This is a genomic window from Dictyobacter formicarum, assembly GCF_016587435.1.
The window spans coordinates 373,381-396,913 of sequence record NZ_BNJJ01000006.1 but is presented as its reverse complement, the minus strand read 5'-3'; the positions used below and the strand labels follow the sequence as shown (position 1 = coordinate 396,913).

The following is a 23,533-nucleotide window of genomic DNA, read 5'->3' as shown; positions in this document are numbered from 1 at the left end:
GACATAATTGTTCCTATTTTGCCTGTCTGTCAGACTATTCCTTTTCTTGTTCTCGTTTCCGTTTGGCCTCTACCAGGCGAGATGCGGTTGATGAACTGGCCGACACCGATTGTTTGGGTTCAGTCGGCTGAGGCTGCGACCTGCTTGTCGTTGAGGTTGCGTCGGGCGCCGCTTTAACCGGCGATTGTGCCCTCTGTGGTGGCGATACGCCTGCTTGATTAGCTTGGGGCGCGACCGGAGGCTTGATCCGGGCACGCTGACTTTCACGTTTGGCCCGAATAGAGCTCAGGGATGCCACGCTGGGCTTCTCACCAGGTACGTTACGGTTAGCTGTAGCTGGTTGTGCTCTGGCCCCCGTTTGGGCGTGTGTCCTGAGCCAGTGGTATCCTTCAACGATAAAGTCAAAGTTGGCCAGACGTCGGGCGGCAATATCCACCGGCAGGAGTAGAGCGGCTAATATCAACAGCCAGAATGCAATAGGAATTGAGGCTGAGGTTGGCATCAGATTCTGGGTAAAGGCTGATTCTGTATCATTGGGATTGAGGAGTATGCCTCCACCGGTCTGGGCCAACAGTTGTAAGAAGCGTGTATCCGTTCCCTGGTTATGATATTCGGGCGAATAGGGGACCACCATGCCTGTTGTGGCGGTCAGGCGACTCTCCTTCTTGTTAGCTCCCTGCCAGGTTACCTGCAACAGATAGGCTCCCACCTGTTCAGCCGGAAAACTGCCTTCCCAGCGCTCAGGAGCGGTTGGCTGTAGATTGATATTTTGCTGCGAGAGGTCGGGTCCAATGATATGGGCCTGGACCTGCTGTTGACCGCCCTCGGCTGTTGTGCCTGGCGGCAAGTCGACCGTTAGCTGTCCCTGCCCATTGGTGACCTTGCCGTTAATGCTCATGCCCCCATCATTGGCGGCTGGCAGGGTCCAGGTGACAAGGTTGGCCCACCACTTAGAGGCATCGTTCCAGCTTAACCAGTTCTTGGTCCACAGGCCTAAGGAATCGCTGGTCCAGGCCGCCACGCGCCCCAGGCCGTATTGCCAGACCGCCAGCACCGGATCATCCAGGTGACTTACCAGCACCATCTGGGCGGCCGGCTTGGGCGTGGTGGCCACATAGCCGTTCAGAGTTGGCAGGCCGGTGATCCCGGTCAGGATTGGATGGTTGCCGACTACGGCCGGATTGAAGCTCTCATTGATTAAAGAGCGCCGTGCGGCCCTCTGCGTCTCTTTCAGTAGAATTTGGGGAATAATGCTGGGATTGTCGGCGCGATAGAAGCGACCTTTGCCCCATTGAGCAATATTTTGCATGGTTGCCAGGTCTTCATTGCTCAAGGCATTTGTTTCAACCGTCGAGACGGTAATATTTTCATTGGCCAGTTTGGTCACCTGTGGCGCATAGTTGTCGTAGGCATCCCCATCGCCCAGTAAAATGATGTGCTTAATTTTGGCATCCGTATGCAGTAATTCCTGTTCCGCATTGGCGAAATCAGGATTATAGCTGGGTGGATCGACCGGATTAATGTTGTCGATAGCCTTATTGATCGATTTTTTGTTGGTCACATGCTGCATTTTAATGCTCAGGGTACCATAGCCAGCCGATATTCCTACCTGGTCGCGTGGCGTGAGAAGTCCCACCACTCCTTTGGCGGCCTCTTTTGAGATGTTGATCTGCACCTGCTCTTCCAGGCTCTCTACGATCAGTACGACCGCGATTGAAGGCGTCTCTTTATGTTGTGGAATATCCATGCTTACCGGCAGCACCTGCTCTAAGGGCGTATCTGTATAGCCTCCAACACCATAGCTGTTCTGACCACCACTCACCACCAGTCCATGCCCGAGATCACGTACAAAGGCCTGCAGGATCTGCATCCGTGTGTTGCCCAGAGCGATGGCTGGCACATCGGCCAGGATAACGCTGCTATAGGGCACCAGCCCATCTAGCGTGGTGGGTACATCGTTGGGGGTAGCAACCGTCACATTAATGTGGGTCGCCTGCAGGGCCGCCACGATGTTATGTCCGCTACCGGGCTGACCTTCGATAACCAGAATTTTGGGTGGTCCCTGCACATTGACAAAGGCGGCCGCCTCATCGTTCTGCGTAATCGAGTCTTTAGGAGCTTCCAGCGTAATGCGGAAGGTATGAAAACCGACCGTCGGAGCCTGCATATCAATACTAAGGTCTTGTTCGCCTGCGGATAGGGTTACTTTTTGTTGCGAGATGACTGTTGAGTCCAGGTAGATACGTGCCGTGCCCTGTTGGGCAACAGTGCTATAGATTCTGGCGTGCAGTTTAAAATGTTCGCCAGTATGCAGGTTGGTTGGAGCATCAAAGCTATCCACCCTGACATCATCAGTATTGACGGTCGGCAACGCCACGATATCCAGTCGAATGCCTTGCTGCTGTAAGAGCTGAGCTTCCTGTTGCGCGTCTTCAAGATTTTGCTGACCATCGCTGAGCAGTATGATATGGCGCTGGCTGTTGGAGGGCAGAATGGCCGCCGCCAGGCGCAGTCCAGCGGCCAGATCGGTATAGTTGGTGTCCGGCGTTGACTCAAAATGAGAGAAATCTACAATCTGTGATTGTATCGATTGCTCTACCAGGGCGTTGCGTCCAACGGCAACGATACCAACCTGGTCGTCGGCGTGTTTATGCCTCACTGCTGAGCCAATCCACTGCTCGATAAAGGTGCGCTGTGGACCCGTGCTGGCCGAGATATCGCCGACAAAGATGGTGGCCTGGCGCGAGACCGGCATCGCCCAGGCTGTTCCTGCCAGGGCCAGGATAATACAGCTGAAGATTAGCAGACGTGTTGCCAGGATCAATATACGTTGCTGCCTGGGATAAGGAAGCGACATGCGTTTCCAGGTCAAATAGACCAGGATTCCGATGGGTATTAAGAGCAAGAGTAGCAGTGGTTGCTCAAATGTTAACACGGCGCTCCCCTTTCGTTGATTTCTTCAACTTTGTGCGCAGGCGTTTCCTGAATTTCTTGCTCTGGCGCTGGGTGCGATTCCAGCTTGCCTGCACCTGTTCCTGTATGGAGGCAAGCCACGGATAGCGGGCGCTCCGCTGATTGGGCTTGCCACGCATGGTTGTGCGCGGCGTCTTACTCGCTGACTGATTGCCGCTTTGTTGCGGCTGGTAGTTGCGGCTAAAGAGCCACCACTCAGCACAGAGTATCAATAAGAGAAACGCGGCGATCCATGGCCATATCTCTCGTAGCTGGCGCGAGATGGTGTTTTTATTGTTGGTCACATTGGTGCTATGGGCGACTGGAATGCTTTTGGCCGGGGCCAGTTGCGATTGATTGGGATTGAACAGGTTGACGGTAAAGATACCGTTGAGGACATGCCCGTGGACGCGCTGACTGACCTGGTAGATGCCGACCGGATTGGTACGTGCATAGGGCGTTACGGGAAAAGGTGGTCCCACCGTAACGGTCTGCTGATCTGGTCCTGTGACTGTGACCTGGTCTGCGCCCGGCCAGGTCTGTATATTCACTGCCGCGCCTGGGATCACCTGTCCATTGCCGGCTACCGGTGAGGGCAAAAACCAGTTGATCAGATTATATATCAGGATCGGGAAGGATGGTTGTAGCGGTAGATCGGTTTCGTGCAGATCAAAACCAAAAACCGCGATACGGCGGTTGTTACTTTCACCCGCTAGCAGCAGCGGGGTCTCGGGCGTATTGATAATGGGCTGGGCCCAGAGCGATGGTTTGAGCTGATGGCTATCGTGCATGGTATGAATACTGCTCAGGTCGACATTGCTTAACAGGTTTTGTGGATCATTGCCGGTGCTGATATGTGTGACTGCTGTAATCGGACCGGATGAGCCAAAGGAGTAATTATGCGTGGGCGGATTGACGTATAAGATGTTGCCTGCTGGCTCTTTTGGCGGTGTATAACCATCAAAGATCGTCAGATCATATGTGCCTATATTGGCAGCATATTTAGCTGGATCAATAGTGTATAGCGTGACATTGGATTGCAGACGCAGGGCTGTTTGCAGATACATGTTGCCTTTGGTAACCAGCAGCACACGGCCACGAATAGAACTACCCACCAGGGTCCAGGCTTCGTGATCGGTGGTCATCGCATCTTGCGAGAGCAGGCGAGCGTGCAGCAGATTTGTGCGCGCCGGCAAGGGGCCCCATTCAATCGCTCCACTGGCTCCTGCATTCAACGTCACAGTTTTGACGCTGAAGAGTCGTCCATCGGCATAAAGCTCAACTGGGATAGAGCGCTTATCATGGCTATAATTGCTGATCTGGGCAAAGGCGATTAAGTTGCCTTGCAATGAGCGCGAGGAGAGGGCCATCAATGCAACATTTGGCGCGTCACTGCCAATCGACATATAGCGGACCGGAAAGGACGAGTCCAGCGTTTGATTGCTATTCATGACGTGGCCATCCCCAATTACCAGTACCTGTGCGTTCTCCTGTCCTGCCGCCAGCGAGCCTGCCAGGGAGATGGCCTGCTGCAGATCGGCATCCTGGTTGGTTACGCGCGCATGTTGCAGGGCATTCGTTAACTGCGTTTTATCCTGCGAGTTCGCGATCAAGACCTGGGGTGTACGCGCCATAGAGATCAGCGAGAGGTGATCGTTTGGTCCAAGGGCATCGATAAAGCTGCTGATGGTATCTTTAGCCCTTTCAAAGCGGCTAGGAGCTACATCGGTGGCCTGCATACTGGCAGAAGCCTGCAAGATAACAATGGTATTGCCGCTGATTGGACTGCTCATAAAAATAGCCGGGCGTACCAGGACCAGGACGATAATGATTGCCGCCAGGAGCTGTAAGAGCAGAAGTGGCGTGATGCGTAGGCGTTGCCATGGACGACTTGCCTGCAGATCTTGCATTGCCTGCTGCCATAAAAGCGTGCTACCAACTATCTTTTCCTGGCGCCTGGGGCGCATAAAATAGAGCAGCAGGATAATTGGTATGATGGCGCTAAAGGCAAGGGCAGCAGGAACAAGTATGCTCATGACACAATCTTTCTATGGTTATCGAACCAGTTCTACTTGTCGCAATAGGCGCTGCACGACATCCACAATATCGGTATCGCTGGCAATCAGTGTGTATGTGCCCATATGGGTATGCGCGAAGGCTGCCAGTTCTTCTGTGAAACGGGTCAGACGGTCCCGGTACGCCTGTAGAATATGCGAAGAGGCGCTGACCTCAACGCTCTGTGTGCCTTCGCTATCGCGTAACCTCCAGTCCCCTTGTATCTGTGGGTCCAGTTCATCGGGAGAAAGTATTTGCAGTAAAGCCACTTCCTGCCGCAACTGGCGGATTGCCCGCACCCCGGTTTGATAGCCCTGGGGTGTCAAGAAATCCGAGATAACAATGGTCAGTCCGGGAGTAGTGACCACGCGCCCAATATCGTAGAGCGCTCGATTGAGATCAGTTGTCCCCGAGCGGGGCAGACGCTGCAGGAACTCACCTGCGCTCCAGATGGCATTTTTTCCGCCACTGATGCGTCGATATGCTACCAGGCGATCCGTCAGGGATCCCAGGATCACGTTATCCTCACATTTGAGGGCGATATAGGCCAGTGCCGCGGCTACCGCAACGGCCAGTTCTGCTTTCTCTGGCGTTCCTTGATGCATAGAATCCGAGCAATCGAGCAGAATGGTGACGGTAATGTTCTCCTCGGCCTCAAAGACACGCAGGAAGAGCCGTTCCAGGCGCGCAAAAGCCCGCCAGTCGATGCGGCGGAAATCGTCACCGGGCGCATAGCGTCGATAGTCGGCGAACTCCATTGATGATCCAGCTAGTGGCGATCGTCGGCGTCCCTGTCTTCCCGTGGCCATCGGACGGCGCGTGAGCAGCGAGATATTATCCAGGCGCTGGAGCACACTGGCATCCAGCGGAAAACGCACTTTCTCAGTATCAGGCATGGGTAGTCTTTCTTCTATTAATCTGCATCTAGCTCAGCGATAATGGCTTCGATTAACTGCTCGGTCGTAATATTGTCGGCCAGGCCATCGAAGTTAAGAACAATACGATGGCGTAGAGCTGCGTAGGCCACCGCTTTGATGTCTTCAAGCGAGACATTGTAGCGACCTTCCAGCAATGCCCGTACTTTGCCCGTCATAATCAACGCCTGCAAGCCACGCGGGCTGCCGCCGTAACGTACATACTGACGCACTTTTTCTGGTGCCCCTTCCTGATCGGGGTGGGTGCCCAGCAGCATACGTACCGCGTATTCTTTGACATGAGTCGCGATTGGCACCGCCCTGGCAATTGCAATCATGCGTATCAGTTCCTCGCCCGAAGTTACTTTCTGGGCCTGCAATGTCTCTGTGCCGATGGTGGTATCGATGATGCGCATGAGATCTTCTGCCTTAGGAAAATTGACCATAATCTTCAGCATAAAACGATCGAGCTGCGCCTCTGGCAGGGGATAGGTCCCTTCCATTTCTAATGGATTTTGCGTGGCCAGCACAAAGAATGGCTGGGGCAATGGACGCGTACGATCGCCCACACTGACGGTCCGTTCCTGCATCCCTTCCAGCAAGGCGGATTGGGTCTTCGGGGTGGCGCGGTTGATTTCATCGGCCAGCACAATATTGGCAAAAATGGGGCCTGGCTGGAATGAAAAGGCGCGTTTGCCGCCCGCGGCGCTATCGCCTTGCTCTGAGACAATATTCGTACCCACGATATCAGCGGGCATCAGGTCGGGTGTGAATTGGATGCGTGCAAACTTGAGCGACAAGGCATCTGATAGTGTGCGTACCAGCAAGGTTTTGCCGAGACCGGGCACACCTTCAAGCAAGACGTGCCCTCCGGCCAGCATGGCCAGCAGCAGTTCTCGAATGACATGCTCTTGCCCTACGACGATGCGGCATAGTTCCTGTTCCAGTTTATTGGTTACCGCGATGAATTGCTCGATATTCTCTTCACTGGGTTCAGCGGAAGTTATTGTGGGCTCCTTTGTCGCAACCTCAAAGGTTTGCGGTTGAGGCTGAAATTGCGTATCATCGTATGGATTGAAAGTGCTATCACTTGCGTTTGCCATAATTTTACTGTTGCCCTTCTAATGTGTTGAAGTAATCATGGACCAGATCCTTCTCGTTCGGTGCGACATTGCTATTATCAATAGCGTCGTGGGCTTTCTGATTATACTGTTCAATCACCTGCGAATAGGGAACCTTTGAGCCAGGCTGAACTACACTGGTGTTATTATCTGTGCTCTGAGTGCTTGAGCCCTGGCCGTTTTGGCCCTGAATATATACAGACTCATCTTTATGTGGGCCCGAGCCATTTGTGCCGTTACCACCGGACCCTCCCTGGTTCTGCCCTTGACCCTGACCCTGACCTTGCCCCTGCTGCCCTTGACCTTGACCTTGCTGACCCTGACCTTGACCTTGCCCCTGGTTTTGTCCCTGACCCTGGCCTTGTCCTTGATTCTGACCCTGGCCCTGACCCTGCTGATTTTGCCCCTGGTTTTGCCCCTGTTGATTCTGACCTTGCCCCTGTTGTGCCTGCCCTGTGGTATTGTCTGTTGCCGATGCCAGGTTATTGGCGGCGTCCTGCAGACTCTGCGAGGCCTGGTTGATTGCGTTCTCACCGGCCTGGTTGGCGGTCGTCTGGCTGCTGGCTGCTTCTACAGCCTTGGCGGCATCTGAGATTTCGCTACTACTGCCGTCTGCTATAGATTTGGCTAACTGGTGCAAGGCGGAACTCAGGTTAGGATCTTTGTTGGCCTGATTGGCAGCTTTTTCCAGGTCTTGCGCTAGCTGTTTGCGTTGATCAGGCGATGCTTTACTGGCCTGATTGGCGAGATTTTGGAGCGATTGGGCCAGGCTTTTATTATCGCTATTGCTTAGTGCTTGCCCGGTGGCTCGCGTGTTGGCGTTAGAGCTATTTTTGAGTGTGTCGCCTGCGGCGGAGCGAGCCTGAGTTCTGTTGCTGGACTGCGGATCACGTAACTGATCCAGTTTGGCCTGTGCTTCTGAGAGTGCCTGCTGGGCGTCGTTTGGATTTTTTGCCTGCTGTAATTTGGTTTCCAGGTCGCGCAGGATCTGATCAATTTTTTGCTTCTCATCTTTAGAGATTGCTGGCTGCTGAGCGGTTATTTGCCTGATCTTTTCGACGTTGGCAACCTGTTTGGCGATTTGCGCTTGTAATGCGGCCTGTTGTTTTAGGACGGCTGTCATAGGATTGGGAGCCAATACTAAGGGTACCAATAAGAGCAATAGCACGACCAGGGTGATGGTCGTGGCTCTTTGCAGGCGCAGTGCAATACTTTTTGCTGGCGTATTGGCCCCTAGTTGTTTCAGGGCGTCGCGCCGCTGTAATTTTGCCAGCACCGATGTCTGATCGCGTAGCTCCCATGCGGTTCCCACGCGGTCGTGGAGAGACAGCCGCTCATCGACCATATGGGCTGTACTGGTATTCGTTGGCCGAAACCATAGCGCCAGGGCAATACCCAGGACCGGTAAGGCGATACCGACACCCAGTGCCCAATAGGGGGCTGAGGCCCAGGGGAGCAACCGGGAAATCAGCAATACCAGGCAGGCCAGGAATAAACCGATTAGTAAGCCTCGGATGCCCCAGAAGAGAATCCTTTGAGTCCAGATGCGTCTACGCCAGGGTCGCAGTGCAGTGTTGAGACTGGTCTGCGCTGGCGTTTCCCGGCTGCTCGTCTGGGTATGTGACGGTATAAAGGTTGCCATACTACACCCTTTCTCTCGTCTCATAAGGTGGACGGATGTCTGTATTCATCTATGTACACCTGCATTTCTATTTCATTACGCTGTCGCCGACGCTTTTGTTTCGTTTCCTGGTGTCCCGATATTGTTGTTGCGGGTACGTAGCCGTAAACGCTGCCAGGCCTGCGGTTTCACCAGCCACAGACTCAAGCTGATGAAAACGAGGGTGGCGATGAAGTTGAAAATACTATACGTTTGCCAGAGAGCAAGATTGAATGGACCAAAGGCATACATATTATTGTTGGTGAGTCCACCATAATTGAATGTGCTGAGCAGTGCCATGACCGGATGCCACATCATATAAGACGGCATTCTGCTTGAGTTGGAGGGTATCATGATGGCGAAGAGGACCGGTAAGCCCAGCCAGAGCAAGAGCGCGACATAGGAGAGCGCGGTTGAGATGGCCGGTCGCGCCACCAGGGTCGAACAGAAGATACCCAGGCTGGCGGTCAGGATCGCGGTCAAGATAAATACCAGCAGTGCTGCCAGGGCCTGTAGTGGTGAAACACCACCAAAGAAAAAGACCAGGCTAAAGATAGGGATAGAGGCTGCGATCAGTATTAATGCGTTGAGCAGTCCCGCCAGTAACTTGCCCGTAATGAGCGATGTCGAAGATAGGCGTGAACAGAGCAACAGATCAAAAGTCTGGCGCTCCTTTTCGCCGTTGACGGTGGTCGCTGTAAAGGCTGGCGTGATAAAGATGATCAGGAAGAGTTGAACTATGAGCAGCATACTATAGAGTCCAATCCCGATGTTGGCCCAGTTCCCACCGTAGATCGCATTATTGCTACTGATACTAATATCCAACCAGCCCAGCAGGCCGAGTAATAAAATGTAGATGACAATCAACCAGATCGTGCGTTCGCGCCTCATGCGCAGGCGCATTTCTTTGATTAATAGTGCCATAAAGGTCATGCCTGGTTGCTCCTTTCGGTAATGTTCAAGAAAACTTCTTCGAGCCGCCCACCGCCCGAACGAGGAGCAAAAGAGACAACCGGATAACCCTGAGCGATGAGCGCCGCCAGGATATGATGGAGCGTCTCATCATCACCGCTAAATTCTGCTTGAATCAATTTGTCTTCGTTGGTCGTGATATTGTGAATATCCGCAACATTTTCCATGTGCGCGACAATGTCGGTGATCCGTGTGTTGTCTAGCAGCCGGATCTCTATTTGACGTGCGCCACCCAGCTGGTGTGTGACTTTTTCAACATCTCCCGCGATCACCATCTGTCCGTTTTGGATAATGGCGATATCTGTACACATTTCCGCCAGCTCAAGTAGAATATGTGAGCTGATCAAAATTGTTTTGCCCATGCTCTGGAGGGTGCGCACCAGTTCGCGCAGTTCAACGCGTGCCCGTGGGTCCAGACCCGAAGCTGGCTCGTCGAGCAGCAGTATATCTGGATCATGGACGAGCGCGCGGGCCAGGCAGAGCCTTTGTTTCATGCCGCGCGATAGTGTCTCGACCATGGCTTCGCGCTTTGACGAGAGCTCGACCAACTCTAAAAGATCCGTCACGATGCCTGCGCGTTTTTGTCGTGGAACGCCATGAATGCCAGCATAGAACTCCAGGTATTCTGCTGAGGTCAAATCTGGATAGACGCCAAAGAAGTCCGGCATATAGCCAACTTTGCGTTGAATAATGGAGGGAGAGCGTGTCACCTCCTGTTCTTCGATCCAGACCCCTCCTGAGGTAGGGGTGAGCAGGGCCGCAAGAATGCGGAGCAGTGTGGTTTTACCTGCTCCATTAGGTCCAATTAATCCATAGATGGTGCCACGCGGTATCTCCAGGCTGATATCGCGTAACGCATGTGTATTATGATAACGTTTCGAGACGTTTTGAATCTTTATGATCGGTTCCGTTACTTCTGATATCGTAGATGGTAACACCATATTCTGCATAGCTGCCCCTCTCTAATGTGCGACCGTTCCTTGTAGGGTTAGGACTGGTTTATCAAAGACTGCATTGGTATCATGATTGCTTAAATGCAGCAATATGCGTCCCCCCGGCCCGATATAGGACTGCGCAGATTTGACTGTGCAGGTAAATTCACTGAAGGATACGCTGTCCCAGTTACCTGTCTGCCAATTATAGAGATAAGACTGTAGATGATTGATATTCGTTGTTGCGCCAATAGTCTGGCCAACAGATTTTGTTGGCGATAGCGACGATGTGAATGTCAGAGAACTATTCTCCAATTTGGATATATTGGGAAGGGTATATTCCAGCGTCATATTTCCAGTCGTCATCGTATAGGTACCTAATGCCGGCTCCTGAATATTGCCGGGGGCACTCTGCTGAATATGGACTATCTGACTATTAATGACCCCCGATGGAAGCTGAATTGTACCTGTGAAATTGACATCCAGCGGTGCCTGCACCATGGTTTCCTGTGAACCATTGGGCGTTTGTCCGTTGACCGTAATGTTTCCATTAATGGCGGACGAATCATTGGCCCAGCCAATAATTGTCGCGGGGGCGCCCGATAACAAAAGCGGATCGCGGTCGCTCACATTATTGCCTACCACAAAACGTTTAGTGATTACACCATTATTATTGACCATTTGTAAGTTCTGGTGGTAGCAATTATTGTTGTCGCAGTAGCCTCCACTGAGCGCTTCCAGCATGAGCACATGGCGGTGTGGCGTGTCTTTGACCTGGTTGTTGTTGCTGTTATAAGAGTAATAGCCCCCGTTGGGATTGGTGATCATGCCGCGACTGTTGGCGATCTGGTCTGCAATCGTCAGGTTATTGGAGGGGCTATTGGGGGTGTTGCTCCCCAGATTCAGTTGAATGCGGGTTGTGCTGTTCGGTTTGATTTCACCCAGCGACACATAGCTATTACCCATGACCACAAATGCATCGGTTAGTGTATAAGGGAGCGTGCTGGTGACTGTGCCGCTCAGGATATTCCGTTGTAGCTGCAGTTGTGAAGTAATGCCACCCGAGGTATGCATATCTCGTTGGGCTACCAGCGAGCGTGTGGTCCAGATATCAACGCCCTGTAAGTCGATATCGGTACCGTTACTACCGACTGTATAGATCGATTGCTGGTTATTTGAAGTTCCACGATAGGCAGGATCAACATAGCCATTTGGATCGGCCGGCTGTACCAGACTAGCCCCGGGTACATGGACCTGGAAATCTCCCTGGCTGGGGACAAACACACCTAGAAAGGTGGTAGCATGGCCGCTAGAGCCAGTTTTATCGGGTGTATTGAGTTGGATGAGCGTAATACTACTATTGATAATGGCCGATCCCTTTTGCTGCAGGGCCAGTCCATAGCTCAGCAATGTAAAGACGGCGATGGTCGCCAGTACGATGCGCCAGCTCCAGTCGCGCCGTTTAAAGGCACGTATTAATAGCAGGCGTAACGGACCCAGAATGAGGATGTAGCTCAAAAGAAGGATCAAGATGAGCCAGATAGAAGGATAAGCATTCGGGAAGAAAGTTTGCAGCAGCGAAACCAGCGTTGAAAAGGCCCCATTGTTATTTGACACTGGCGTAATAGTATTTCCCGCGGCGCCTGTACTCATTAGGACGCGATCTCCTAAAGAGCGTAACAGGAGGTTTGACCAGAGCTGATGGGTATTTTGCCAGCTGGCCAGGGGCTCGATAGTTGGATCATAGGCCAGATAATAGACGGTACCCTGTCCCTGTACTTTTTGTACGATTACCGGCGTGCGATCTGATGAGAGAAGCGTAGTTGTATTCTGCGTCGGTTGGGCCGTGCTGATCGGGACCGCTGCTTTGAGCATATCGTTACTAGCCTGGTCACCTGGTGTCAGCGTATTAACCGGCAGGAGGTGTTTGTTGGCAGGGATGTTGCCAGTTCCATTGATGGTGACCGGCAACAAACTCGCAGGAAAGGCACTCAGGGTACGTTTCCACTCAGGCCCACCGGTTACAATAAGATTTCCTCCTTGATAAACCCAGTTCTGCAGTGCCGCCAGTTGTTCCTGGCTTAAAGAGCCCGTAGTGAAATTATCCACCACGATAACATCGAAATTTTTGAGTATCGCGGCCTGTTTAGGCATGGCGGCCACCGTCAGATTCTTCGTTTGTCCGGCTGTAGTAAACAGGTTTGAGAGAGCCAGGTTTAGTTGCCCAAAGTTATTTGGTGTATCAGATAAGATGCCAACCAGAGTCAGATTGCTAGTAGTATTAGACGCTAGCCCCTTGTGGGAAACGATATGACCACTTGCATCCAATAAATTTACCGAGACCTCTGCATTCGCACCCTGCGCATTTAAATTTAGCGGTACTGGTATAGAGATTTGCTTTTTTGAGCCCGGTGGAAGATTGATTGCTTCTTGATAGCTATTTGTACTGATGGTTGCATTAGGTCCATTTAGTGGTGTGGTGGGAATTGTAATCGATACTTTGCCCGTAAAATCGCCGCCCGTATTGCTCAGGTTGACTTGTATGGGCACCCAGTTGCCATCCCGATAAAGGCCCTCGAATCCCATACTTGCATTAGTAATGGTGGGGCCGCTGGCCACGCTATGTTGTTGATAGGCGAGTGCCGATGGGGAAAAAAGCGCAAAAAAGAGAAATAAAGCAAGGTAACCAGCAATATATAACGTATTTCGTACAATGCGTTGAGGCCGCATGTGTAAAATGAGCATATCCCTGAGCCTCTCTTATGAATGGTAATCACAGTATCACGTCGCATAGAGTTAGTAAGAAACGTGCTTTAGCCCATTTGAAAACATATATCTTCTCAATAGAGCGAAAGGTGGAAAATCTCCAGGGTATGTTTTATGCTAGATTGTATGTTACTGCTAGTACATTAGACGTTTTAAAAGGATGTTTTGTTGCATATAATCTGGTACACTTGTATGTTCTCCGCTTCACATCACAGAAGAGCCAAAGGCTGGTAGCAGAGGAAGAGATTATAGCACCGGGCTGTGCATCCTCCTGTTGCTTTATTCATCGGCGCCAGCCTGGCGCAAATAAAGGTAGTATTTCCTGTGCATGCTTGATATAGGATAACAGATAATCCTGAGAAATACTATGGCAATAGTTGCCGCAATTGTGCTCCTACCGTTTCGATTGGATGCGCCGCATCTTTTCGTCGCCAGGCTTTCAGCATTGGTTGGCCAGCCTGGTTTTCTAGAATCCAGTCGCGGGCAAAGCTACCATTTTGTATGGCTTTAAGCGCCTGGCGCATGTTGCCCCGTGTATGCTCATCAATAATTCGCGGACCCGTCAGATAGTCACCAAATTCGGCAGTATCACTGATCGAGTTATGCATAAAGTGAATGCCTCCTTTGTATAAGAGGTCTGCGATGAGTTTAACTTCTTGCAGACAGCAGGTATAGGCCACTTCAGGCTGATAGCCTGCCTCTACCAGCGTCTCAAACGCTGTTCTTATTAGCGATGTGAGTCCCCCGCACAGCACAACCTGTTCCGCGAACAGATCGGTCTCGGTCTCTTCTGCGAGCGTCGTTTGAATGACGCCTGCTCGTGTACAGCCCAGGGCCCGGGCATAGGATAATGTCAGCTCGCGTGCCTGCCCGGTGACATCCTGGTAAACCGTCCAGAGGGCGGGGATACCTGATCCGACGCTATACATGTATCGTAACTGCGCGCCCGGCCCATTGGGCGCTACCATGGCCACATCGATATTTTCTTCCGGTACAATCTGTCCATATTGCAGGCTAAAGCCATGGGCTATCAGGAGCAGGTTGCCTGGAGCAAGGCCTGGTTTAATGCTCTGCGCATAGACCTGGCCCTGATATTGATCCGGCACCAGCAGCATAATGACCTCTGCCTGTGCCGCGGCTTCATGCGGAAGGAGTGGCGACCAGCCATCCTTTTGAGCTTTTTCTCGACTTTTACTGACAGCTGGCAGGCCTACCAGTACACTGCAGCCGCTATCGCGTAGATTCAGAGCGTGTGCGTGCCCCTGACTACCATACCCAATGATCGCCACCTGCTTATGACGAATAAGCTCTATATCTGCATCCGCATCATATAAAATCGTTGCCATACCTGTTTCCATTCTTCTCTACGTATCGTCAGACGGTAACTGTCGAAAGCTCAGACCTCTGGATCTGTTGGCTGATCTATAAACTGGCTTTTCAGGGTCCGGGCGACCTCTTTATGGGTATGATAGGTTTCGCTATCAGCGGGAAACGTGCCCGCCTGCACATCCGCACTATATTGTTTTAACGCCTGGGTGGCGATCTCTGCAAGCTGTGCATACTGGCGCACAAACTTGGGCAGGTGATTGGTCGTCAGACCAAGGATATCATGAAAGACCAGGACTTGCCCGTCGCAATGCGGCCCGGCACCAATGCCAATGGTCGGGATGGCAATCTCTTGCGTAATGATTTGTGCCAGCACATCGGGTATCCCTTCCAGGACCAGCGCAAATACACCTGCCTCAGCCAGCGCCATGGCATCTTTTAGCAATTCTCGCGCGCCTTCTAGCTCTTTGCCCTGTACCCGATAGCCACCCATGGCATGCACGGATTGGGGGGTCAGGCCAAGGTGGCCCATTACAGGAATTTCAGCGGCCAGCAAGGCTTCAATCATTGGCAGGCGTTTGCGACCACCCTCCAGTTTGACTGCCTCGGCTTTTCCTTCACGCACCAGGCGACCGGCGTTGCGAATCGTTTCCTCTGTCGAAATATGGTAGCTGAGCCAGGGCATATCCGTTACAATCAAAGAGCGTGGTTGAGCCTGGGCTACGGCGGCACTGTGGTGGATCATAATCTCAATGGTGGCTGAAAGTGTATCCGGCCTGCCCAGCACGGTAGTGGCGACGGAATCGCCAACCAGGATCATATCTATCCCGGCCTCGTCTACAATGCGGGCCATTGGCGCATCATAAGCAGTGACCATCGTCAGCTTCGTTGTATGTTTGCGAGCTTTAATGGCAGGAACTGTAACTTTATCGCGCATGGTTGTTCTTTCTCTTGATTTATGGGTTCGTGTATCGGTTCAGAATGCCTGATTGCCTGGCTTGCCTGTATCCCATGTTCCATCGGCATGCAGCACAAAATTATCGATCAGGCGCGTTTTTCCAATTCGCACAGCAATCAGCAAGAGGGCGGGCGGGCTCAGTGTCTCCAGCGGAAGAAAGGTGTTGTAATCACGAATTTCGATATAATCGAGCCGGGCGCCCGGTTCGCTGTTAACCACGTCCCGGGCTGCCTGGATAATGGTCTGTGCGTGTGTTTGGTGCTGGTTCTCAAAGGCTGCCTGAGCGGCTTTGAGGGCACGATAGAGCACTGACGCGCAGGCTCGCTCTGCACCAGTAAGATAGCTATTGCGGCTGCTCATGGCGAGTCCATCGGCTTCACGGATAGTGGGTAATACCTGTAGGGTAAGCGGAAGATTGAGATCAGCGATCATGCGGTTGATTACCGCAACCTGCTGGGCGTCTTTTTGGCCAAAATAGACCTTGTTCGGTTGTACAATCAGAAATAATTTGAGAACAACAGTGGCGACGCCTCGGAAATGCCCTGGGCGCAAGGCTCCCTCCCCCTGGTCGACCAGCGCGCCCTCGGGCGTCACATAGGTGGTAAATCCCGAGGGATACATCTCCGCCACGCCAGGAAGAAAGACCACATCGACCCCCAGGGCTGTGAGCAGTTGGAGATCGTGCTCGATGTTGCGTGGATAGCTGCTAAGGTCCTCATGCTGACCAAATTGCGTTGGATTGACAAAGATGCTGACCACCACATGTTTGTTCTCGGCGCGTGCGCGCTGAACCAGCGAGAGATGACCTTCATGAAGATAGCCCATGGTTGGTACGAAGCCAACGGAACCTGTCCACTGCTCATGTTCATGCCTCATTGCTTGAACGGTGCGGACTATGTGCATAGTTGCGGGACTCCTGTGATTGTGATGTTGTGTGAGTTATCGTGAAAAAATCTGTACGCCTTCTGGACCACCAATAATGACCTGGCTGACCATATTAATGAAGAGGCCGGTTTCAACGACCCCAACGATGCTATGGATCTGGGCGTCTAACTGTGCCGGATCGCTAATGCCCTGGGGGAATGTGCAGTCCAGAATATAATTATGATTATCAGTAATAAAGGGAATATTGTTATGCTGCCTGATCTTAACCTCCGCTCCCAGCCGGGTTAACTGTAATGTGATCGGTGTCTTTGCCAGCGGCACAACCTCTACTGGCAGTGGATAGATATGCCCTAACTGCGTAACCTTCTTGGACGAATCAGCAATGACCACAAAACGCCGTGCGGCTGAAGCCAGAATTTTCTCGCGCAAAAGCGCTCCACCGGCACCTTTGATCAGGCGGAATTGAGGATCAATTTCATCTGCGCCATCGATATAAATATCCAGTTCTGGATGCTCATCCAGGTCCGTCATAGGAATATGCAGGCTGTTCGCCAGATCATACGTGGCCAGTGAACTGGCCACCGCTCCCTTGATTTGTAGGCCCTGCTGGATCCGCTGCGCCATGGCCTGCACCAGATAGGCCGCCGTCGAGCCAGTCCCCAGCCCTACCACCATTCCTTCCTGTATCAGCTCGGCGGCTGCGTTACCAGCTAATTGTTTCCATGTATTTTGTGGACTCATAGGTGATGTCATGACCAAACTTGCTCCTTCATTGTTCAGTTCTGGTGCCCCTGATTGCGCGAATTGTAGTACAACGAATGTACTAATAATAGCCTTTTCGCGGCAGGGTACCGCTTGCTGTGTCGAGTATAGCACGTTCTATAAAGAGGCTACAAATGTGCTTCCTGAGTTGCGTGGTACCTGATCCTACTTATCTTGCCATCCCTACGACGTCGTGATACACTCTTCAAGTAATTAAAGAAATTAATCGGAAAAGTCCTGCTCCTTTACAGGAAGGATGAGCGAATTCCTTTACGCGTTTGTTGAGAATCTGTCGTTCGGGCTATAATCATATACAAAGCGACAAATATAAAGGCATGGGACCAGAGCTATGCTACTAAAAGCATACTACTATTTTGCCCAGACTCTCCTTCTTACCAGGAATAGTGAAAAAGAGCGCGGGCTTTTCTCATACCTGCTACGCAACATTGCTGTTATTTACAGCCGGGCGACTTGAGATTACCCGGCCTGCGATGCGTTTTCCCGTTACGGTTAAGAATGAGCAAAAGAGAACATGGGTGAGCGTAGCGCTGTCTACCTGCCGGTAGGAATTATCTCAGAAGGCCGAGCAACGATAAAGACTGAGGCTTTTTCTTTGGCTGTTCGATGCAGGAGCTGGTGTCTCGGTCTACGTTGATGGGGGTGGAACAGCCGAATCTGTTTCAGGTGGTAGTAATGATGTCTGATGTCTGGCGCATTATTGTGGTTGCGAGTGATGATGCTCTGAACCAGAATTTAGTCAACTCTCTGCGCAAGGATGGCTACGTTGTGCAGAGCGTGATGAGTGAAGCGGATGCAGTGCGTGCTCTCTGGTCGGAAGAGTATGAGATCGTCATTTGTGATGTGAAGACGCCCGGCGCCGAGGGTTTTGAGTTGCTTCAATGGCTGCGCGCCTATCGTCCCAACATACGTATGATTATGCTGGGAGAAGTCGACTCTGCCATGTCGCGCATGCAGGCCCTGGAGAGTGGCGCGGTAAGCTATTTTGAGAAGCCATTAGATATTCGATTGCTAAAAGAAGAGTTGCGTCGACTGCTCCAACCAACAGGTTTTTCAGCCAGCCTGGATTCATTTGATCTGTTAGACGTGATCCAGATGGTCAACATGAGCCGAAAAAGTATTACCTTATTGGTGAATACCGGGCTAGAGGAGCGCGGCATTCTGCGTTTTCAGAATGGCGAATTGATCTGGGCTGAATATGGAGTGCTGCGCGCGGAAGAAGCCTTTTTTGCTCTGGCCGCCCATAAAAATGGCACCGTGATCCACCAGCCCTGGAATGATCAGATTGCTTCTAATGTGACGCAGCCTCTGTCGCGTCTAATTTTTCAGGCCTTGCAATACCGGACAAAGTATGCTAATCGCCAGCAATATAGTGGTGAGATTGAGAGAGTTCAGCCGGCCCCTACTTCTTTTGCCGACATAGATGATACCCCATTTATGGTTCTGACTGAATCCTCCTCTTACACACCTGCTTTACAGGCCAGCGAAGACCAATGGAGAGATACAGCAGCCGCAGCGCCTGAGGTGCCGCCAGACAAAGAATGGTGGGAAAACACGGGACGCATGCCCCGCGTGGGCCCCGAGCAGGCCAGTGCCGCTCAACTCAATGACGCCACGTCTGCCCCTACGATGGCCTTGAACGGGCAAGAGTTGATGGATATGCTCCAGAAAATGAGCGATCGCTCGCGTGACCAGGCTGCGTCTGTGCCTGTTCCTGATCAGAATAGCGAGCTTCCTGGCTGGTTGACGAATCAGCCAACCTCTTCGCAGCGCGCTATTCCTCAGCCTGCGGCCGATACATCGTCGTCTGCTGCGTATCCAATACCTGCCACACCGGATATGGCTGCGCCAGCAGAGGAGTGGTCGGCTGATCAGACTCTAGCGGCAACCACCGATCAACTTGCGCCTGAACAGCGCGGTAGTTTTCAGGAGACTGAAGTATTGCGTCCGTCCAGGAGCGTGTGGGATTCTATCGGGCATACGACATCGGCTCCTCTCAATAGGCCAGCTGCGTCATCCTATCAGAATCAGAGTATGACGCAGCGAGCATCCAATAGCGATGCCTTTGCTTTTAACGCCGCAGACGAAGGAAGACAACAACTATCTTCGAGTATGCTACGAACTCAACAGGCGGCCAGGCGTAATTATGCTTCCCTGGTTTCGGCCCTCCAAACGCTAGGCTATTCTGTGCCTGGCTTTATTGCTGCCGCCGTAGCCACAATTGAGGGACAACCTATTGCCCAGGTAGCTGTTGACGACATGGATGTCTCCAGCCTCTGTCGCCACTTTAGTGCGATCCAAAAGAGTGCTCTGCTGGCTGTCAATGAGCAGGATGAGGGAGGGGAATACGAGCATACTGTAGTGACCAGTGCGGGAAGACAGATCTTCATGCATATGGTTGGCACAGATCAGCGAATTTTTCAGGTTTTAATCACCACCCGTGAGGCTGACCCCACGCAGTGTATCCAATTAATGACCAACGTAGAAGAGACCATTAGCACAGCTCTACAATAGATGCAAAGCGAGAAAGACATTTCCCATGAGTGAGAAGCAGATCGAAAAAAAAGAAGCAGCCCCCAACAAAGGATATTCCTTTATCATTGGCATGATAATTGCTCTGGCCATTATTATTGTGTTTGTGTTTCTTTTTCCTAACTAAACCTGGGCCGTCGCGCTCCCAAAGGGAGCGGGGCGTGGGGATATTTGTGGGGACAAATTATGCCCCTCGCGTTCTCGCCCACACCCGCCAAGGGGCCGCCTGAGGTTTTGCCGAAAACCTTTCGCTTAAAGTGGCAAAGACGTTGCCTCAATGATCAGTCGACAGGTGACGATGCAAAAACTCCACCAGCCGCTGTTCCTGATACTTAAGGTGCGCGGGATTGCGTGGCATGTGCCGCGCTTCCGGGAATATCATCAGTTCGTAGTCCCCTGCAACTGTAGCCAGGGCTTCAGCTAGCCGCATAGTATGACGGGCATGCACATTTTCGTCCACCAGGCCGTGCACCAACAATAATTTGCCTGCCAGCTTTTCGGCGTAAGGTAACACCGAACTGGTTGTGTAGCCTGTGGCATTGGTGCCTGGTTGCCCCATGTAGCGCTCGGTATAGTGGGTGTCGTATCCCTCCCAGAAGGTGACCGGTGCGCCAGCAATGCCTGCTTTGAACACCTCCGATGCCCGCAATAGCGCCCTGCAGGTCATATAGCCACCATAGCTCCAACCATAGATGCCTACCCGCTTGCTATCGACATAGGGTCGGCTACTCAGGAAGCGTACCCCTTCCGCTTGATCGTCAACTTCGAGCTGCCCCAGGTTGCGCGCGATCGCAGCCTCAAAGGCCAGGCCACGATTCGCGCTGCCCCGGTTATCGACTTTCAACACGACGAAGCCCTGTTGTGCCAGGTATTGAGCGCGCAGGTCTACGGTGAGGGACCAGGTACTGGTAACTGTCTGCGCGTGAGGACCTCCATAGACGGACACCACCAGCGGTCGTGGTTGACCGGCGGTGCGTGTTTGCTCTGATGCATAAATTGCCGCGTAGAGCAACGTGCCATCGCTCGTATGGAAGCTGGTGATCTCAGGCACGCAAAGTCCGAGCGAAGCGGGCGTGGTTCCCTTGTTCTCAAACAGCACATTCCGTTCCTTCCCATCTGCCAGGCTGCGTAGTGTCAGGCGAGGCGGTTGCTGAGGACTTTGCCAGGTATCGACGAAAAAGCGGCGATCAGGCGAGATGACCGCGTCGTGCCAGCCCGACTCCTGAGTCAGGCGCCGCAGGGGTCCGCCATCAAGCGAGACAGCATAGAGGTGCCGTTCCAATGGTCCCTCGCCAGTGCCCTGGAAATAGACGATGCGCCGATCCTCATCAACTGCCACCTGGCCGGTCACCATCCACTGTCCCTCGGTCAGTGTCCGTATCTCACGTCCATTGCGATCATGGAGTGAAAGATGGCGAAAGCCTGTCCGTTCGCTTGACCAGAGAAATTCACCCGAGCGGAGGAAGCGCAGGTCATTGTGAAGATTGAGCCAGGGTTGCTCTTGCTCCTCGATCAGTGTCGTTGCCGCGCCACTCTGGGGATCGAAGGTCACCAGCCGCTGCGCACACTGATCGCGTGACTGGATCAACGCCGTCAGCGTGCCATCGGGTCTCCAGGCCACGCGTGTCAGGTAGATATCGTCATTTGTACCCAGGTCCATCCAGGTGACATCCTCCGGGCGTCCGTCCACTGCCACAATGCCCAGTTGCACGACTACATTCCGTGTGCCTGCGAAGGGATAGCGGTGCTCCTCCACGGCTACTTGTTCCGTTCCCTGATGCACGATAGGATAGCGGGGAATATGGCGGCTATCGGCGCGCACAAACGCCAGGCGTGCACCATCCGGACTCCACCAATAACCCTCTGAGCGTCCCATCTCCTCCTGTGCGATATATTCCGCCAGGCCATTGGTCACGCCATCCGTTGCGCCGCTGGTAAGCGTTCGTAGTTGTCCAGATCCATCAGTCGTGATAACATGGAGTTCACCGGAGCGCACGAAAGCCACATGTGACCCATCCGGGCTGAGTTGCGTGTCAATCGCCCCTTCACTGTTTGCTAATGGGGTCAAGCCTTGCTCGCCGTGCGCGATATAGAGCCGCCCATCAAATGGGATCAGCAGGACCAGTGACGTCCCATCCGTTGCCCGGGCGAATTGGTAACTGGTGACGCCTGATTCGCGTTGCCGGCTACGTTCGCGTCGCAACTCCTCCTCGAGGGAGATCTGACCGGTGGCACGTACCGTGCCACCGGTCAGATCCGTGAGCTGTCGCCGTTTCCCATTGTTCAGATCATAGCTCCATAGCTCTTGAGCCAGCGAACCTGCGACACCCTGCCGATAGGTCACCTTCTGGCTGTCGGGGGTGAATGCTATGCCGTTTGGTGCGCCCATGCCCGGGCGTGGATAACGTGCGACGTCCTCCAGGGATAACTGACTGTCCGTCATTTCGTGCCTCCTATGAAATCCTTTTATCCAACAAGTGTATAACCTTTGCAAATCACATGATTATATATAGGATACGACAAAATTAGCAAAGGTAATCTTTTTTCGAAGGGGGGAGTTAAGGATGCACCAGGGCCAGATTATCCGTGTGGGTGAAGAAGGCCGACCTCGTAGCGCCCAATCATGGCCCCGCTTACGCGTCCGAGTTCTGCGAGGTTTCGAGGAGCTTTTTCAGGTAGTTCAGGTCCATATCTCGCTCGGTCGAAGGCTCATCGGTAGGCGAGAGCGGATTTTTCGGTTGGATGCGGATACGTTTTCTGGTCGATAGCTCTGTGTTTGATGATGTTGTCAGAGGACCAGTACGGGGTGGACGTTGTTCACTGGCATTAGTTTGTGAGCCAGCCTGCTGTTTATTTTTCAGGCTATCGAGTTGTTGCTCAATTGTTTGTTCGGCACTCAACGCGGCTAGCTGAGCGCTGAGATCGCGCTTCTCAAGCTCTGCCATTGCCATGGTCCGCGCCTCGCTATCCAGCTGAGCATCTCTGGCCTTACGATTCGCTCGCGGGTTTGCTTTACCTGTCTTCTGGAGAGCCTCATAGACGCGTTGTTGAATCAATGCATTGCGTTTGCGGGTTGCTAGTAATTCAATGGTTGTGTCCACCTCGGCTATCTTTTCATCTAGTTTGCGCAGCACGCCACGCAGCGTGGCTACAAACTGCTCCTGCTCCTTCTTTTGCTGCTGGTAGCGCTGGACAATTTTATTCTGCTCATTGTATTGTATCAGAGCCTGGCGTGCCAGCGCATCGTTTCCATGTTGCACCGCCTGCTCCGCCTTTTTCAACCAGCTATCAACCTCAGTCTTGCGTGCCTGAATCCGTTTTTGCAGAACATGCCCCTCTGCAATAGCCTTGGCAACCTCAGTTTTCACTTGCACCAGCTGATTACGCATATCTAGCTGCAGTTGCCGCAGGGATTTTTCCGGGTCATCAGCCTTTTCTGCTACCACATCAAGATTGGCCCCGAGCAAAGTAAGTACACGTTCCAACAGATTCATAGGCTCTCTCCATTAATCATATTGTCGTAGGTTCGGCCCTTGCGGCCGATTTGCCTCGCCGCACGAAAACGCCCACCCGTCGTAGGTTCGGCCCTTGCGGCCGATTTCTCGCCACCCCTTGCATCCCCGCTTTTCCGATGATGTTCAAAAACCTTAATTTTATATTTCAGGAGAGCCGGGAGGTGC

At 52.6% G+C, this 23,533-nt stretch carries 15 protein-coding genes; 1 reads left to right on the top strand and 14 read right to left on the bottom strand.

Translation table 11 applies throughout. The features are described 5' to 3' along the window. Nucleotides 1-34: 34 nt before the first annotated feature. The 12 genes from JMI88_RS13170 to rpiA form a co-directional block, all read right to left on the bottom strand. Entirely contained in the window at nucleotides 35-2,935 is a 2,901-nt protein-coding gene (locus JMI88_RS13170; protein ID WP_201362313.1) for a glutamine amidotransferase, read from the bottom strand. Beyond that, nucleotides 2,922-4,988, bottom strand: coding sequence for a vWA domain-containing protein (locus JMI88_RS13165; protein ID WP_201362311.1), 2,067 nt, complete (start codon nucleotides 4,986-4,988; stop codon nucleotides 2,922-2,924). The genes JMI88_RS13170 and JMI88_RS13165 overlap by 14 nt, the downstream gene beginning before the upstream one ends. 18 nt (nucleotides 4,989-5,006) lie before the next feature. Beyond that, complete coding sequence (locus JMI88_RS13160) at nucleotides 5,007-5,903, bottom strand: DUF58 domain-containing protein (RefSeq protein ID WP_201362309.1); 897 nt, start codon at nucleotides 5,901-5,903, stop codon at nucleotides 5,007-5,009. Nucleotides 5,904-5,920: 17 nt separating this feature from the next. Next, the gene (locus JMI88_RS13155) at nucleotides 5,921-7,024 is read right to left on the bottom strand and encodes an AAA family ATPase (protein WP_201362307.1); all 1,104 of its coding nucleotides are present in this window, start codon (nucleotides 7,022-7,024) and stop codon (nucleotides 5,921-5,923) included. A 4-nt stretch (nucleotides 7,025-7,028) separates the two neighbouring features. Further along, nucleotides 7,029-8,684 carry a DUF8809 domain-containing protein gene (locus JMI88_RS13150; protein WP_201362306.1) on the bottom strand — a complete coding sequence of 552 codons (1,656 nt, stop codon included), beginning with the start codon at nucleotides 8,682-8,684 and terminating at the stop codon, nucleotides 7,029-7,031. A gap of 75 nt (nucleotides 8,685-8,759) precedes the next feature. After that, nucleotides 8,760-9,635, bottom strand: a complete 876-nt coding sequence (locus JMI88_RS13145) for an ABC transporter permease (RefSeq protein ID WP_201362304.1) — start codon at nucleotides 9,633-9,635, stop codon at nucleotides 8,760-8,762. Continuing rightward, entirely contained in the window at nucleotides 9,632-10,624 is a 993-nt protein-coding gene (locus JMI88_RS13140) for an ABC transporter ATP-binding protein (RefSeq protein ID WP_201362303.1), read from the bottom strand. Before JMI88_RS13140 ends, JMI88_RS13145 begins: the two co-directional genes overlap by 4 nt. Before the next feature lie 12 nt (nucleotides 10,625-10,636). After that, on the bottom strand, nucleotides 10,637-13,351 hold the full coding sequence (locus JMI88_RS13135) for a DUF8815 domain-containing protein (protein WP_201362301.1): 2,715 nt from the start codon (nucleotides 13,349-13,351) through the stop codon (nucleotides 10,637-10,639). A gap of 386 nt (nucleotides 13,352-13,737) precedes the next feature. Further along, a complete protein-coding gene (ilvC, locus tag JMI88_RS13130) occupies nucleotides 13,738-14,718 on the bottom strand; it encodes a ketol-acid reductoisomerase (RefSeq protein WP_201362300.1) in 981 nt (326 codons plus the stop codon). 50 nt (nucleotides 14,719-14,768) lie between these two features. Continuing rightward, complete coding sequence (gene panB / locus JMI88_RS13125; protein WP_201362298.1) at nucleotides 14,769-15,635, bottom strand: 3-methyl-2-oxobutanoate hydroxymethyltransferase; 867 nt, start codon at nucleotides 15,633-15,635, stop codon at nucleotides 14,769-14,771. A 39-nt stretch (nucleotides 15,636-15,674) separates the two neighbouring features. After that, nucleotides 15,675-16,559, bottom strand: coding sequence for a pantoate--beta-alanine ligase (gene panC / locus JMI88_RS13120; protein WP_201362297.1), 885 nt, complete (start codon nucleotides 16,557-16,559; stop codon nucleotides 15,675-15,677). Nucleotides 16,560-16,595: 36 nt separating this feature from the next. Continuing rightward, nucleotides 16,596-17,294, bottom strand: a complete 699-nt coding sequence (gene rpiA / locus JMI88_RS13115) for a ribose-5-phosphate isomerase RpiA (RefSeq protein ID WP_201362296.1) — start codon at nucleotides 17,292-17,294, stop codon at nucleotides 16,596-16,598. Nucleotides 17,295-17,939: 645 nt separating this feature from the next. On the opposite strand from rpiA, the gene JMI88_RS13110 reads away from it, so the two are divergent. Further along, the gene (locus tag JMI88_RS13110; protein WP_201362295.1) at nucleotides 17,940-19,835 is read left to right on the top strand and encodes a response regulator; all 1,896 of its coding nucleotides are present in this window, start codon (nucleotides 17,940-17,942) and stop codon (nucleotides 19,833-19,835) included. 292 nt (nucleotides 19,836-20,127) lie between these two features. Here the strand turns inward: JMI88_RS13110 and JMI88_RS13105 are convergent, their stop codons facing one another. Together JMI88_RS13105 and JMI88_RS13100 are read right to left on the bottom strand one after the other, a co-directional pair. After that, on the bottom strand, nucleotides 20,128-22,296 hold the full coding sequence (locus JMI88_RS13105; protein WP_201362294.1) for a S9 family peptidase: 2,169 nt from the start codon (nucleotides 22,294-22,296) through the stop codon (nucleotides 20,128-20,130). Between the two features lie 190 nt (nucleotides 22,297-22,486). Next, nucleotides 22,487-23,347, bottom strand: a complete 861-nt coding sequence (locus JMI88_RS13100) for a PspA/IM30 family protein (protein WP_201362292.1) — start codon at nucleotides 23,345-23,347, stop codon at nucleotides 22,487-22,489. Nucleotides 23,348-23,533: the final 186 nt, after the last annotated feature.

Bases quoted from the DNA above. Each gene is read 5' to 3' on its own strand.
- panB (WP_201362298.1), bottom strand. From the start codon at position 15,635: ATGCGCGATAAAGTTACAGTTCCTGCCATTAAAGCTCGCAAACATACA.
- rpiA (WP_201362296.1), bottom strand. From the start codon at position 17,294: ATGACATCACCTATGAGTCCACAAAATACATGGAAACAATTAGCTGGT.
- JMI88_RS13145 (WP_201362304.1), bottom strand. From the start codon at position 9,635: ATGACCTTTATGGCACTATTAATCAAAGAAATGCGCCTGCGCATGAGG.
- ilvC (WP_201362300.1), bottom strand. From the start codon at position 14,718: ATGGCAACGATTTTATATGATGCGGATGCAGATATAGAGCTTATTCGT.
- JMI88_RS13165 (WP_201362311.1), bottom strand. From the start codon at position 4,988: ATGAGCATACTTGTTCCTGCTGCCCTTGCCTTTAGCGCCATCATACCA.
- JMI88_RS13105 (WP_201362294.1), bottom strand. From the start codon at position 22,296: ATGACGGACAGTCAGTTATCCCTGGAGGACGTCGCACGTTATCCACGC.
- JMI88_RS13100 (WP_201362292.1), bottom strand. From the start codon at position 23,347: ATGAATCTGTTGGAACGTGTACTTACTTTGCTCGGGGCCAATCTTGAT.
- JMI88_RS13135 (WP_201362301.1), bottom strand. From the start codon at position 13,351: ATGCTCATTTTACACATGCGGCCTCAACGCATTGTACGAAATACGTTA.
- JMI88_RS13140 (WP_201362303.1), bottom strand. From the start codon at position 10,624: ATGCAGAATATGGTGTTACCATCTACGATATCAGAAGTAACGGAACCG.
- JMI88_RS13160 (WP_201362309.1), bottom strand. From the start codon at position 5,903: ATGCCTGATACTGAGAAAGTGCGTTTTCCGCTGGATGCCAGTGTGCTC.
- JMI88_RS13155 (WP_201362307.1), bottom strand. From the start codon at position 7,024: ATGGCAAACGCAAGTGATAGCACTTTCAATCCATACGATGATACGCAA.
- panC (WP_201362297.1), bottom strand. From the start codon at position 16,559: ATGCACATAGTCCGCACCGTTCAAGCAATGAGGCATGAACATGAGCAG.
- JMI88_RS13150 (WP_201362306.1), bottom strand. From the start codon at position 8,684: ATGGCAACCTTTATACCGTCACATACCCAGACGAGCAGCCGGGAAACG.